The following is a 14,280-nucleotide window of genomic DNA, read 5'->3' on the forward strand; positions in this document are numbered from 1 at the left end:
TATTTTTTCTTCTTACCGTCCACTGACGGCGGAGTTAAATATCTGATTTCTGATTGAACTTGTTGTGCCATGATTAATCCTCCTTTTTAGTTGATTTAACACTTCTTCTCTTCGCAGCGTATTCAGCAGCGTACTTGTCTTGCTTGAAAGTCAAGAAACGGATAACGCGCTCATCACGACGGAAGTTAAGCTCTAACTTGTCAATTACAGTAGGGTCTGCATTGAACTCAATCAGCTGATAGAAACCTGTAGACTTCTTCTGGATAGGATAAGCCAGTTTTTTCAGTCCCCAGTTCTCTTCATTTACAATCTCAGCACCTTCAGCAGTAAGGATGCCTTTGAATTTTTCTACCGCTTCCTTCATCTGAACATCAGACAAAACGGGAGTTAAAATGAAAACGGTTTCGTATTGATTCATACTTGTTTAATTAATGAATTAATAATTCGTTTAAAAATTTGCGGTGCAAAGGTAGGGATTTTATTTTGAACCACAAACATTTAATGTTTTTTTGTGCCCGAAGATAGGATTTATCACAGAAGTGACTTACCTTTGCAAAGTTGTTTAAACAATAATTTCATGATCGAGCAATTTAACTTTGACATCCGGCTGATTTTTGCCATCCTGAACGGTAAAGTATCTGCCGCCATCAACCGGAAACTGTCCCGTAACTTCCGCCAGAACGGTTTGGAGATTACGCCGGAGCAGTGGACCGTCCTCATCTTTTTGTGGGAAAAAGACGGAGTGACGCAACAAGAGTTGTGTAATGCAACTTTTAAAGACAAGCCCAGCATGACGCGCCTCATCGACAATATGGAACGTCAGCACTTGGTTGTCCGCATCTCTGATAAAAAAGATCGCCGCACCAATCTCATCCACCTCACCAAAGACGGAAAGGAACTGGAAGAACGTGCACGCCTCATTGCCAACCAAACCTTGAAAGAGGCATTGCATGGCATCACCGTAGAAGAATTGAGAATAAGTCAGGAAGTATTGAGAAAGATATTTTTCAATACGAAAGACTAAAATAAATGAAGAATACAGAATGAGGAATGAAGAGGCTCAGGCAAAAGATGTGGTATTCAGCCTCATTTTTCATCCTTCATTCTTCATTCTTCATTAAAATATGGTTTTTTTGCAAAAATAATTTCGCTTGTTAAAGAATTATGCTTTTCTTTGTGACTAGAATATAATAATCTATTAAAATACACACACATGAAAGGTTTATTAAAAAATCTGGGCTTGATATTAGTCTTGGTAGGAGCTGTAATGTTAGTTGCATGTTCCTTTACAGGTAATGTAAACAACAATGCCATTTTAGGAACATCAGCTGTTCTGATGGTATTGGGATTAATTGCATATATCGCCATCAATAAAAGATTGGCTGACTGATATCGGAAAAAGAATAAAAAAGGCGGTTGCTTTCATAGCAACCGCCTTTTTTATTCTTTTTCCATCAATCGACAAGGGATTCAGTTCACAAAAGACAAGGAGAGATAGCCTCTAAAATCGTTGTCAACTTTGGTCTCATCCCTTTGTTAACTCCAACCTTGTCCCTTCGTCAACTAAAACACCTCGTCTACTCCCTCCTTAAGATTCCGGTTCCGGTGTAATCAGTTTATAACCTTTTCCGTGAATATTGATAATTTCAATAGAAGGATCTTCTTTCAAATGCTTACGCAACTTCGTGATATACACGTCCATACTACGGGCATTGAAATAATTGTCATCAATCCAGATAGTCTTCAACGCAAAGTCACGTTGCAGGATTTCGTTAGCATGAGCACAAAGCAAGCCCAGAAGTTCAGACTCTTTGGTAGTCAGCTTCGTCTGCTTGTCAGGTGTCGATAAAATCTGTTTCTGTGTGTCGAAAGTAAACATACCAATCTTGTAGATATTGCTTTCTTTGTTCTTCTTTCCACGAACACGTCTCAGGATAGCTTCAATTCTGAAGGTCAGCTCTTCCATACTGAACGGCTTGGTGATGTAATCATCCGCACCAATCTTAAAGCCTTCCAGAATATCTTCTTTCAGTGTCTTTGCAGTCAGGAAGATGATAGGAATTTCGGCATTTGCAGCACGCACTTCCTGAGCCAGTGTAAAGCCGTCTTTCTTCGGCATCATCACGTCAAACACACACAAGTCATATTTATTCTTCAGAAAAGCTTTGTATCCAGCTTCACCATCGGGATATAACTCGGCGGAATAACCTTTCGCCTGTAAATATTCTCTTAAAAGCATGCCAAGATTTTCATCATCTTCGCACAATAAAATACGCAGTTTCTCGTCCATATCATTAATTTTTAAGTAAAGGTAATGCTATAATAAATTTAGTTCCAACGTTCAGCTCGCTCTCTGCCCGAATGGTTCCCTTGTGATCTGTAATGATTTTCTTCACATAGGAAAGCCCCAGCCCGAAGCCTTTCACGTCGTGCAGATTACCTGTATGCACGCGATAGAACTTTTCAAATATCTTTTTTAAATTCTCTTTCTTAATACCTATACCGTTATCCTGGATAGAAATCATCAGCTTGCCCGGTTCATTCCAGGTCCTCACTTTCAATTCCAAATCCTCATCCGGTCTCTTATACTTCACCGCATTATCCATCAGATTGAAAATCACATTGGTAAGATGCATCTCATCTGCAAAGATATTCGGGTCTGTTGCGTCCAGTTCCGATTCTATATTACCGTTATAACGCTCCACCTTCAAGGTAAAAGTGTTGATAACACCAGTAATCAATTCGTTGGCATCCAGTTCCTTCATCTTTAAGGTTGCCCGTTGCTTGTCGAACATCGACATCTGGAGCACCTTCTCTACCTGGAACCTCAACCGCTTCGTTTCATCATTAATCACCGTCGATATATGCTGGAACATGGCAGGTGACTTGCCCACTGCAGGGTCTTTTAACATCTGTGCTGCCAGCGAAATGGTCGATATCGGTGTCTTGAACTCATGCGTCATGTTGTTGATAAAGTCATTCTTCATCTCCGTCAGCTTCTTTTGGCGGAACACGATGTAAATCGTGAATATAAATGTTATCAACAGCACAAAGGTGAATATCATCGACGGTATCATAAAGCTGACCGAATCGAAAATATAATCCCTTTTTCCCGGAAAGTGTATCTTTACGGTACTCATGCGGGCAGGCGGGTCGTTCAGGAATAAAGGCTGAGAATAAGAGGTCTCACTTCCTTCATCAACATAGTCCGAACACCGGTATACCTCACGTCCATCCCGGTCAATCACTCTAAAGTGATACTTCAGATCAATACCATTATCAACCAAACCCGACTTTAAATACTGGTCCAGATTCTTAAAGTTGACACGTTCCTCAACCGGTTTACTACTCACCGTATATAACATCTGCCAGGCAACTTCATCCAACAAAGCGCGCTGGTATAGATAACGGTTTTTTATAAAATCAGCCTGCGAACGGGCTGTCTGAGGTATCGTTTTGGTACCATGCTTGCGCGAAATCATCGCACGTGGCAACTCCGATTGAGTGCTGGTTATTGTTCGCAGTTCCATCACCGGATACTTGGAACCATCCGGCGATGTTGCTGTAAATTGCTCAACCTGCACCACCGACTTGCCTTGTTCCCAAGCTCTCTTTTCTGCCTCGGAGATATCCTCCCGTAACCAACGGTCAACTTCCGCGGACTCCACATCTTTGGAAGCTGCCATCAGGCCACGCTTCACGGCTTCATCAAATTGCTCGTTACGCATCTTTACCATCTCTTCTATGTAGCTGATTTGCAGGTACAATAGACTGAGGAAAGATAGCCCCATAACGACGCCTAATATCCATATAGTTGACTTCTTCATAGTCACAAAATTAACACTCCCTAATTAACACTCCTAACGAATTAACCTGATTTAACCGCGAGTTCTCGTAAATTAACCGAAAGGCATTTTTTAAGTTGCATTACGAGCATTATAACAAATAGGAGTCTCTTTGGTTTGCAAATTTAATAAAAAATTAATTATTCACATTCACATTTGCGTATGTTCTTAATCAGTGTTAATAAAAAAGCCATTACCCCTCGTTCTGAGGGAGTAACGGCTTTAACAAATTATAAAAACAGACGAAGTGAAGTCTTTTATTCTTCAGTTTGCTTAGCTTCAAACTCCTTAACGAGCTTGTCTTGTACATCACTAGGAACAAGTTCATAGCTGGCAAACTTCATGATGAACGAAGCACGTCCTCCGGTCAAAGAGCTCAAGGCTGTAGAGTAGGATGACATCTCCTTCAAAGGAACTTTAGCAATCAGCTTTTCATAACCGGCCTCACTGCTCATACCCATAATCATGGCACGACGTCCCTGCAAGTCACCCATTACATCACCCATTCTATCCGACGGAACAAATACTTCCACGTCATAGATAGGTTCAAGAATCTTTGGACCTGCATTCTTAAATGCTTCGCTGAACGCATTACGCCCTGCCAGCATGAAAGAGATTTCATTGGAATCTACCGGGTGCATCTTACCATCATATACAATCACACGCACATCACGGGCATACGAACCGGTCAGCGGCCCCTGCTCCATGCGGGACATGATACCTTTGAGGATAGCAGGCAAGAAACGGGCGTCAATAGAGCCACCCACGATACTATTAATGAATACCAACTTACCACCCCATTCCAATGGAACTTCTTCAGTACCTTTCACATTAATCTTAAATTCCTGGCCACCGAATTTATAAGTATCGGGCACCGGCATTCCTTCGTAGTAAGGCTCAACAATCAGATGCACTTCACCGAACTGGCCTGCACCACCCGACTGTTTCTTATGACGGTAGTCTGCTCGAGACGCTTTTGTAATCGTTTCACGATATGGAATTCTCGGTTCTTCAAACTTGATTTGCAATTTTTCATTGTTTTCCAAACGCCATTTCAATGTACGCAGGTGGAATTCACCTTGCCCATGAACGATAGTCTGGCGCAATTCCTTGGATTGTTCTACCACCCAAGTCGGATCTTCCTCGCGCATACGGTTGAGGATAACCATCATTTTCTCCGTATCAGCCTCATTCAAAGGTTTGATGGCGCGAGAATACTTGGAATTCGGGTATTTAATAAAGTTGAATCGATTTTCAGTACCTTTACCATTCAGCGTATTACCGGTATGCACATCTTTCAGCTTCACGGTACAGCCGATGTCACCGGCCACCATCTCTTCTACCTTGATGCGGTTGGCACCCGCACAAGCATATATTTGGGCGATACGTTCTTTCGAACCACGGTCAGCATTCGTAAAGTCATCACCTTCGTGCACTTTACCACTCATCACCTTGAAGTACTGAACATCTCCGATATGAGGTTCAACGGCTGTCTTGAAGAAATAAAGGGAAGTCGGACCATTAGAATCCGGTTTCACCACTTCACCGCGAGTATTATGTACCGGAGGCATTTCGTCCACAAAAGGAACTACATTACCCAAAAACTCCATCAGACGGCGCACGCCCATATCTTTACCTGCACACACGCAGAACACAGGGAACATTCCACGGGAAGCCAACCCCTTGCGGATACCTTCGCGCATTTCGTCTTCCGTCAGTGATTCCTGTTCAAAGAATTTTTCCATCAGGCTTTCGTCGTGTTCGGCAGCGGCTTCCACCAGTGCTTTATGCAGTTCGGTTGCTTTTTCCATTTCCTCTGCAGGAACATCTTCAATTGTAGGCGCACCACCTTCGGGTCCCCACGAATATTTTTTCATCAGAAGTACATCAATCAACGAATTGAAGTTCGGTCCGGTAGCCAGCGGATATTGCACAGGAACTACCTTCGAACCATAAGCTGACTTCAACTGCTCCAATACCATATCATAATCACACTTTTCATGGTCGAGCTGGTTTACCAGGAAGATGACCGGTTTACCCAATTTTTCCGTATAGCGAAAGTGGTTTTGGGTACCTACTTCCGGACCATATTGCCCATTCAGAAGTAATATCGCAGTATCAGTAACATTAAGCGCCGTCATGGCTGCTCCTACAAAGTCATCACTACCCGGACAGTCTATGATGTTCAGTTTCTTACCACCCCATTCTACATGATAAACGGTGGAAAACACAGAATAGCCATATTCCTGCTCCACCGGGAAGTAATCGCTGACTGTATTCTTGGCAGTAATTCTGCCGCGACGTTTTATAATACCACCCTCAAAGAGCAGCGCTTCTGTGAGAGTGGTTTTACCCGAGCCGTCATTGCCAAGCAGGGCAATGTTCTTAATTTCATTCGTCTGATATACTTTCATGATATATAAGATTTAAAATGAATAATTCAGTATGCCTTCGCATACCCTTAACTTTTAGTGAGGCGCAAATTATGAATTTATCGAAAGAAAAGCAATAATTCGACAGTGTTACTAAACTATGTTCTCTAACATGTAACAACTAACAAGAAGATTTTCTTAACTTTACAGTCTAAATCATTATTCCTTAATCTGCAATGAAAAAGCTACTACCCGCCACCGTGTTACTCATTTTCCTGATATTCGCAGGATGTCGTCCTGACGTCTCATCCCGCAAACAGTCACCGCTCATCGGCATATCCTGCTCACATCCCGGCGATTACTCATCTACACGAATGACTTACACAGAATCTGTGATACGGGCGGGAGGCACTCCCGTACTTATTCCCATCACTACTGATAGCTTTGTGCTGGCAGATATTATCAACCGACTGGATGGAATCATCCTGATTGGAGGAGTTGATATACACCCTTCCTACTATAATGAAGAACCTATAGAACAATTGGGGGAAGTAGATTCGATTCGGGATATTTATGACATATCCCTGATTCGGCTCGCCGCACACCACAAGCTACCAATGTTGGGTATCTGCCGGGGCGAACAACTTATAAATGTAGCCTTCGGTGGTACGCTCTACCAAGATATACCGACTCAGCATCCGGACACTACCATACGGCACAATCAGGAAGAGCCAAGCAGTATACCTACTCATATCGTAAATCTTCTACCCGGTTCTGTCATAGCTCAGCTTACGGGTAAAACGGAGCTTTTCACGAATACACATCATCATCAGGCGGTGAAACAAATAGCACCGGGATTCCAAATTACGGCATGGGCTACGGACAGTATCCCCGAAGCCATTGAAAGCATAGATGGCCGCCCCATCTGGGGAGTACAGTTTCACCCGGAAGCATTGACTGCGGCAGGTGACACTATAGCTGCCAGATTCTTCCACTTCCTGGTTAATAAAGCAACTGAATTCCGGAAAAGCAAATGATAGCTCAATCCAGGACCCAATATTACTAAGTCCGTATCAACTCCGTACTATCTCCGTAGCAAGTCCGTACCAAGTCCGTATCAAGTCCATGCCTATAGATACGGAGATAGTACGGAGATAGTACGGAGTTGATACGGACTTGATACGGAGATTGTACGGAGATAGTACGGGCTTCGTCTTTATCTGTTTTACATATATATTAAGGTACGCGCGAGTTACATTTATCCCCCGAATCGCATTAGTTTGACACAAATGACATCCTATTATGAATTATTTTTGTAGGTTAAAGTTATGAAGCATTCCTATCTTTGCAACAAAAATAATTTAGAAAATAACTATAAATACCATTCAAATCATGAGAAACATTTTTTGGAGTATGACATTAGCAGTTGCCTGTTTACTGGGAGCTTTTGCGGCACAAGCACAAAACCAGGCAACAGCCAACAATGCCATTACGCCGGGCGAAGTATGGAACGACACCGACGGTAACCCCATCAACGCACATGGTGGTGGCATTCTCTACCATGAAGGCACGTACTATTGGTACGGCGAGTACAAAAAAGGCAAAACCATCCTACCCGAATGGGCAACCTGGGAGTGCTACCGCACAGACGTAACCGGTATAAGCTGCTATTCTTCAAAAGACCTGCTGAACTGGAAGTTTGAAGGCATCGTCCTCCCTGCTGTGAAGAACGACCAGGGGCACGACTTGCACACCAGTAAAGTACTGGAACGTCCTAAAGTGATTTACAACAATAAAACTAAAAAATTCGTAATGTGGGCACACGTGGAAAGTGCCGACTATAGCAAAGCCTGCGCCGGAGTAGCCATCAGTGACTCCCCTACCGGAGAATTCACCTATCTGGGCAGCTTCCGTCCCAACAATGCCATGAGCCGCGACCAAACCGTTTTTGTAGATGACGACGGTCGTGCTTATCATTTCTATTCTTCCGAAAACAATGCCACCCTGTACATCAGTGAGTTGACTGACGACTACCAGAGACCCACCGGCCGCTACACCCGCAACTTCGTCAAAGAAAGCCGCGAAGCCCCGGCTGTATTCAAACGCAATGGAAAATACTACATGCTCTCCTCCGGTTGCACCGGTTGGGACCCAAACCAGGCTGAACTGGCTGTAGCCGACTCCATCATGGGCGAATGGAAAACAATAGGCAATCCCTGCACAGGCACAGATGCCGACAAAACGTTCTATGCCCAAAGCACTTATGTGCAGCAAGTAATGGGCAAGAAAGATATGTACATCGCCATGTTCGACCGTTGGAACAAGAAGGATTTGGAAAACTCGCGTTACGTATGGCTTCCCTTCTCTTTCGAAGGTGATAAGATAACAATCCCCTGGCGTGACAAATGGAGTTTCGACAGTTTCGAAGACCAAGGCCGCTTCGAAGCCGGCAAAGGCACTTTTCTGCTGAACGGTAAACCGTTTGTAGTAAAAGCTGCTGAACTGCACTACCCCCGTATCCCCAAACCCTATTGGGACCAACGCATCAAGCTCTGCAAGGCATTGGGCATGAACACGGTCTGCCTCTATGTATTCTGGAACTCCCACGAACAACAACCCGGAATCTACGACTTCACCGGACAGAATGATCTGGCAGAATTCTGCCGCCTTTGCCAGCAAAACGATATGTACGTCATCCTGCGTCCCGGCCCATATGTATGCGCCGAATGGGAAATGGGCGGACTACCCTGGTGGCTGCTTAAGAAGAAAGATGTACGCCTGCGCGAATCAGACCCCTACTTCATTGAACGCGTAGCCCTCTTCGAAGAAGCCGTAGCCAAGCAAGTAAAAGACCTGACTATCGCCAATGGCGGCCCCATCATCATGGTGCAGGTAGAAAATGAATACGGCTCTTATGGTGCAGACAAAGGATATGTATCTCAAATCAGAGACATCGTGCGTACCCACTTCGGCAACGACATCGCCCTCTTCCAATGCGACTGGGCTTCCAACTTCACCCTAAACGGACTGGACGACTTAATCTGGACCATGAACTTTGGCACAGGAGCCAATGTAGACCAGCAATTTGCCAAATTAAAAGAACTCCGCCCCAACAGTCCTCTGATGTGTTCCGAGTTCTGGAGCGGCTGGTTCGACAAATGGGGAGCCAACCATGAAACCCGCCCTGCCGAAGATATGATTAAAGGTATCGACGACATGCTTTCCAGAGGAATTTCCTTTAGTTTGTATATGACCCACGGAGGAACAAACTGGGGACACTGGGCAGGTGCCAACTCCCCGGGTTTTGCACCGGACGTAACTTCTTACGATTATGATGCACCTATCAGCGAATCCGGTCAGACTACTCCTAAGTACTGGAAACTAAGAGAGGCTATGGCGAAATATATGGATGGCGAAAAACAGGCTAAAGTGCCTGCCCTAATCAAGCCCATCAGTATCCCCGCCTTCAAGTTCACAGAAATGGCACCGTTGTTCGAGAACTTGCCTGCCGCCAAACAAGATGAGAATATCCGCACAATGGAAGAGTACAACCAAGGCTTCGGCAGCATCCTCTACCGTACCACCTTGCCCGAACTGAGAACGGGTGCCACCCTCACGGTGAACGATGCACACGACTACGCACAGATATTCGTGGATGGAAAATATATCGGCAAGCTCGACAGAAGAAACGGCGAGAAACAACTCGTATTGCCCGCCTGCCCGAAAGGCGCACAACTCGACATCCTTGTAGAAGCTATGGGACGTATCAACTTCGGACGTGCTATTAAAGACTTCAAAGGTATCACAAAGAATGTGGAGCTATCTATGGACATTGACGGATATCCTTTCTCCTGCGACCTGAAAAATTGGGAAGTATATAACCTTGAAGATACTTATGAATTCTATCAGGGCATGAAGTTCCAGCCCATACAATCGCTGACAGACAACCTCGGACAGCGCATTCCGGGTGTTTATCGAGCCAAGTTCCAGGTGAAGAAACCAAGCGATACCTTCCTGAACTTCGAGACGTGGGGTAAAGGATTGGTCTATGTAAACGGTTACGCTTTAGGACGCATCTGGGAAATCGGTCCTCAGCAGACGCTTTATGTGCCGGGCTGCTGGCTGAAGAAAGGTGAGAACGAAATAGTAGTCTTCGACATCGTAGGTCCTAAGGAAGCCAAGTCGGAAGGTTTAAGTGAACCGCTCCTCGACCAGCTCTTGATACAGAAACCTTTGACGCACCGCAATGAAGGTGAAAATCTGGATCTCTCCGCTGAGAAACCAGCCTTCACAGGAAGCTTCAAACCGGGCAATGGCTGGCAAGAAGTAAAGTTTGATAAGCCTGTCACCGGACGTTATGTCTGTCTGGAAGCATTGAGTTCCCAGAATGGAAAAGACCTGGCTTGCATTGCCGAAATGTACTTTCTGGATAAGAACGGCGACCGCTTATCCCGTGAACCATGGACGGTCAGTTATGCCGACAGCGAAGACGTATCACACGTAAACCGCTCTGCCGATAAAACATTCGACCTGCAAGAGTCCACTTATTGGAGCACCACAGAGGGAAGCCCCTATCCGCATGCTATCGTTATCGATCTGGGTGCTACCCATACGCTAACAGGATTCCAATGCCTACCCCGGATGGAAAGTGAAGTTCCCGGCGGCATCAAAGACTTCAAGATATACGTGAAGCCACAGAATTTTAATTTCTAATCCGATTCGTATAAATCCAAAAGAGCGGTTATCATCTTTATGACGGTAACCGCTTTTCTGTTTATGTATATTGCCTAAACAAAGAGAGAGTATCCGCAGACACTCTCTCTTCTTTATTAAATAGCCTATTGAAAACTCCTAAAACTGCTAACTACCCTTTGTTAACTATACCTTAACTAATCAATCCCTTATAAAACAATTCTATTATATCTTAAACTAATCCTACGTTATTATCGACCACTCCATCGCTTACACTGCGTAACCGACACTGCAAATGTACGGCTAAAATGTGAATACCAGGTAGCACAATTGTTTCATAAAAGGTGATAATTCGGTCAAAATAGAGAAAAGACCAGTAAAAATTGGTTTGCAACAAAACTAATCATTCCACTATTGTAGTTTCAGGTCCAAGATAAGAGCGCTTCATTCCTCCCATATCTATCACCACCTTTTGAATAATCATACCCGGATCAGAACATATCAATTTCAAAGTATGCTTGCCCGGCTTATCAATATTCAGGGTTACAGCATTTATCGTACTGTTACGGTACACATTTTCCCTCCATTCGCCTGAATATTCTTTAGCATTATTCGAAGCATATTTCAATAAGCCATCATCTATCATTATGCCGAAGCAAGTGCCGCGTTCCGAATTCACCGGAAAAACAGGTAATGCGTACGTATAAACCGTTACTGAACCGGCATTAAAAGTATAAAAATCATATTCCACCTTGGCAGCCTTCTTGGAACGACGTGGATTTTGAACAGGTTTTGTAGCCTCTCCTAACTGTATGCACTGGTTCTCATAGCCCAATCCCTCTATTACTTTCATTTTTATATCTTCATTCTCCACTTTTCTATGGAATTTTCCCGGATTGATAGATACACAACCATTATCCTCCACATACCATCCTTTCAACTCGCCGACTGTGGGATAAGCAGGATTGAAAACAGGCAAGTAAATCTTTTCCTGATTGCTGCCGGATATAATATCAATTTCACCCGTAACCCTTTCTCCTACCGGAACTTTCGACCAGTCAACAGATACAATAATCCGTTCTTGCAGAAGAGTGGTTCCGCTCTGCCTGCTGAGTTTGATCCAGGAATCCGAAACTTTAGCATTCCACGTAAATGCCTGTCCTCCTATATTATATAATTCAATAAAAGATTCTTTCCGGGTATAAGGATTGACACAAGGAAGGACGTTCAATGTAGTCTTTCCTAAAGGAGAGTCCTGTCCCGGAAGAAAAACACGCATTTCTGCTTTCTGCGGTACATCGATGGTCGTTACCGGTGGCATCTTCTGATAAGTAGCAGTCCATCCGGGTGCCAAAGCCATCATATGGTTCCATTTACCATTAAGCAGGGAGTTATACTTACCGGTATAATAATCGATACTATCATGATAAGCCTTTGTTCTATCAGCCAAATAATTGGTTGCTGCACGTCCCTGACGCGCGTACCATCTGTTTTGCTGCGCAGTCAGCATTTTCTTATTCATAAGCGCCGCTCCCTTCACAGGATAGAAAACCAGCTCATAAAAAGCAGCCTTATAAGATTCCGGCAACGTATTCCATATCTTTTCACTCTTATCAGAAATACGGTCGTACTCTTGCATTCGGCCTTCTGCTTCATTATAATTTGCAAAAGAAAAGTCTGTATCTGTCATTCTTTCCTGAGCATGTTCATTATTCCATTCATATCCCCATCCCATTGCCTCCGGTTTGTGCTGAAAACCTAAATGATAATAACTGTTCATTATATCGTTAATATCTTCCCTATACTTTTCACCAAATACGGAAACCAGAAAGTCCACCTGATGATTGTTTATATTATCAAAATTGAATTTATCAATATCCCAGGCCATATCCAGAAATGTTTTCATACCCAATTCACCCGGTTTGATGTCTCCCACATTCAATAACCAATAGCGTTTTGCACCGGTATCATAAGCCTTGCGCATTTCTTCGAACATCAATGCCGGAGGAGTTGTATTCAACCACAAATAGTCATGCGGCTCGCCCAAATATGAAATATGATAATATACTCCCGATCCGCCTTTACGGTTTCTTTCTTCCTTATTATTCAATCGTTTGATATAACCGAAATTATCATCCGGCCAAACCAACATAATGTCTTCCGGAAGCCTCAATCCTCTTTCATAGATATCAAGTACTTCTTTATAGGGAACAAAAATCTGAGGAATAGAGTCAAGAGGAGAATCTATATGTTGCTTCAAAATACCTCTTTGGTCAGCAATGACCTCCTCTACCAAGCTGACTTCTTTATCTTTGGGAACACCTACGAGTCCGGCGTCATGAATACCACGCATAGCAATCGTATAAATGTTCTCATATGGACTATTCTCGGAAACCCGTTGGTCGAGTATCTTATTGATTCCTCCTTTGTTAGTTATATAATTCCATTCTCCCATTGTTTTTTTATCCCACTCCGTTACATTATTAAAGAGTAACGGTTCGCAATGAGAAGAACTCATTATAATTCCATAACTATCAGCAACTAATTTGTTTTCAGGATATTTATTAAAAGCACCCGAAGAAGGATGCATCGCAGGTGCCAGCATATTACCTTTCATCCGGAGAATCAGTTCACACACCTTAGCATAAGTTTTAGGCCCGATGTCACCCAGTTCTTTATCAAATGTCTTTCCGGCCCACGGAGTTATTCCCCAGCCTTCATCATTAATAAAGATCCCCCTGTACTGAACAGACGGAGCCTGAGAAACATAGTTTATGTTCTCAATATATAATTGAGACTTTCTTTTAGTTGGCACATCGGCCCACCAGTACAAAGGAGACACTCCTATAGCCTCTGACAGTGTGAATACGCCATAGGCTGTACCACGCCTGTCACATCCGGCAATGACAAGCACTTTTTTCACTCCTTTGGCAGGAGCATCTATCGTTTTAACAACAAACTGTTCCCAACCACCACGGATAGCAGATACATCTAATTGTCCCTCTGCCACCAATCGGTCAATAAAAGCATTATGCCCCACTGTTCCCACAACAACGGCGTAATCTGAAGAAACCTTTTTCGAAGAAACAGATACCTTTTTATTAGTCACCCGCTTTATATCTTCAGCCAGAAGACAAGCTGTTTTTTCTACTACACCATAATCTCCGGCATCATAATAAATCACTGTCTTATGGGAAGACACTAACGGAAAGGCTGCCATGCCCCCGGTTTCTTTAACAATAATCTGTCCCCAGCATATTACCGGAAGAAACATAGACATGAACATTAACCAAAATCTCATCATAACATAAACTATATTTTAATTACTACTTATCATCTTCTCAAGTTTCGGAAGTCCGAAACTTTCGAGT

At 43.6% G+C, this 14,280-nt stretch carries 9 protein-coding genes and 1 pseudogene; 4 read left to right on the forward strand and 6 right to left on the reverse strand.

All coding sequences use genetic code 11. The features are described from left to right. Both QZ135_RS05785 and rpsF read right to left on the reverse strand, forming a co-directional pair. A pseudogene (locus tag QZ135_RS05785) lies at nt 1-71 on the reverse strand (30S ribosomal protein S18); the annotation flags it as partial. A 2-nt stretch (nt 72-73) separates the two neighbouring features. Next, nucleotides 74-418 carry a 30S ribosomal protein S6 gene (gene rpsF / locus QZ135_RS05790; RefSeq protein WP_007210277.1) on the reverse strand — a complete coding sequence of 115 codons (345 nt, stop codon included), beginning with the start codon at nt 416-418 and terminating at the stop codon, nt 74-76. A gap of 159 nt (nt 419-577) precedes the next feature. Here rpsF and QZ135_RS05795 point away from each other — a divergent pair, with 159 nt between their 5' ends. Next, nucleotides 578-1,024, forward strand: a complete 447-nt coding sequence (locus QZ135_RS05795) for a MarR family transcriptional regulator (protein ID WP_294606700.1) — start codon at nt 578-580, stop codon at nt 1,022-1,024. A 189-nt stretch (nt 1,025-1,213) separates the two neighbouring features. After that, nucleotides 1,214-1,390, forward strand: coding sequence for a hypothetical protein (locus tag QZ135_RS05800; protein ID WP_294606702.1), 177 nt, complete (start codon nt 1,214-1,216; stop codon nt 1,388-1,390). Nucleotides 1,391-1,588: 198 nt separating this feature from the next. Here the strand turns inward: QZ135_RS05800 and QZ135_RS05805 are convergent, their stop codons facing one another. From QZ135_RS05805 to QZ135_RS05815, 3 genes are all read right to left on the reverse strand, one after another. Beyond that, complete coding sequence (locus QZ135_RS05805) at nt 1,589-2,290, reverse strand: response regulator transcription factor (protein WP_009130608.1); 702 nt, start codon at nt 2,288-2,290, stop codon at nt 1,589-1,591. Nucleotides 2,291-2,294: 4 nt separating this feature from the next. Next, entirely contained in the window at nt 2,295-3,827 is a 1,533-nt protein-coding gene (locus QZ135_RS05810) for a HAMP domain-containing sensor histidine kinase (RefSeq protein ID WP_294606705.1), read from the reverse strand. A gap of 275 nt (nt 3,828-4,102) precedes the next feature. Continuing rightward, entirely contained in the window at nt 4,103-6,259 is a 2,157-nt protein-coding gene (locus QZ135_RS05815; protein ID WP_294606708.1) for an elongation factor G, read from the reverse strand. Nucleotides 6,260-6,453: 194 nt separating this feature from the next. Here QZ135_RS05815 and QZ135_RS05820 point away from each other — a divergent pair, with 194 nt between their 5' ends. Further along, the gene (locus QZ135_RS05820; protein WP_294606710.1) at nt 6,454-7,254 is read left to right on the forward strand and encodes a gamma-glutamyl-gamma-aminobutyrate hydrolase family protein; all 801 of its coding nucleotides are present in this window, start codon (nt 6,454-6,456) and stop codon (nt 7,252-7,254) included. Nucleotides 7,255-7,609: 355 nt separating this feature from the next. Then, nucleotides 7,610-10,930, forward strand: coding sequence for a beta-galactosidase (locus tag QZ135_RS05825; RefSeq protein ID WP_294606712.1), 3,321 nt, complete (start codon nt 7,610-7,612; stop codon nt 10,928-10,930). 382 nt (nt 10,931-11,312) lie between these two features. Here the strand turns inward: QZ135_RS05825 and QZ135_RS05830 are convergent, their stop codons facing one another. Beyond that, nucleotides 11,313-14,213: a glycosyl hydrolase 115 family protein gene (locus QZ135_RS05830; protein ID WP_294606714.1), complete on the reverse strand. Its 2,901-nt coding sequence runs from the start codon at nt 14,211-14,213 to the stop codon at nt 11,313-11,315. Nucleotides 14,214-14,280: the final 67 nt, after the last annotated feature.

It is taken from the genome of uncultured Bacteroides sp. (assembly GCF_905207245.1).
In the GTDB taxonomy this organism is placed as follows: Bacteria; Bacteroidota; Bacteroidia; order Bacteroidales; family Bacteroidaceae; genus Bacteroides.

Excerpts from the sequence above, each read along its gene's own strand:
- QZ135_RS05815 (WP_294606708.1), bottom strand. The coding sequence starts at position 6,259 with ATGAAAGTATATCAGACGAATGAAATTAAGAACATTGCCCTGCTTGGC.
- QZ135_RS05795 (WP_294606700.1), top strand. The coding sequence starts at position 578 with ATGATCGAGCAATTTAACTTTGACATCCGGCTGATTTTTGCCATCCTG.
- QZ135_RS05825 (WP_294606712.1), top strand. The coding sequence starts at position 7,610 with ATGAGAAACATTTTTTGGAGTATGACATTAGCAGTTGCCTGTTTACTG.
- QZ135_RS05800 (WP_294606702.1), top strand. The coding sequence starts at position 1,214 with ATGAAAGGTTTATTAAAAAATCTGGGCTTGATATTAGTCTTGGTAGGA.
- QZ135_RS05820 (WP_294606710.1), top strand. The coding sequence starts at position 6,454 with ATGAAAAAGCTACTACCCGCCACCGTGTTACTCATTTTCCTGATATTC.
- rpsF (WP_007210277.1), bottom strand. The coding sequence starts at position 418 with ATGAATCAATACGAAACCGTTTTCATTTTAACTCCCGTTTTGTCTGAT.
- QZ135_RS05805 (WP_009130608.1), bottom strand. The coding sequence starts at position 2,290 with ATGGACGAGAAACTGCGTATTTTATTGTGCGAAGATGATGAAAATCTT.
- QZ135_RS05830 (WP_294606714.1), bottom strand. The coding sequence starts at position 14,213 with ATGATGAGATTTTGGTTAATGTTCATGTCTATGTTTCTTCCGGTAATA.
- QZ135_RS05810 (WP_294606705.1), bottom strand. The coding sequence starts at position 3,827 with ATGAAGAAGTCAACTATATGGATATTAGGCGTCGTTATGGGGCTATCT.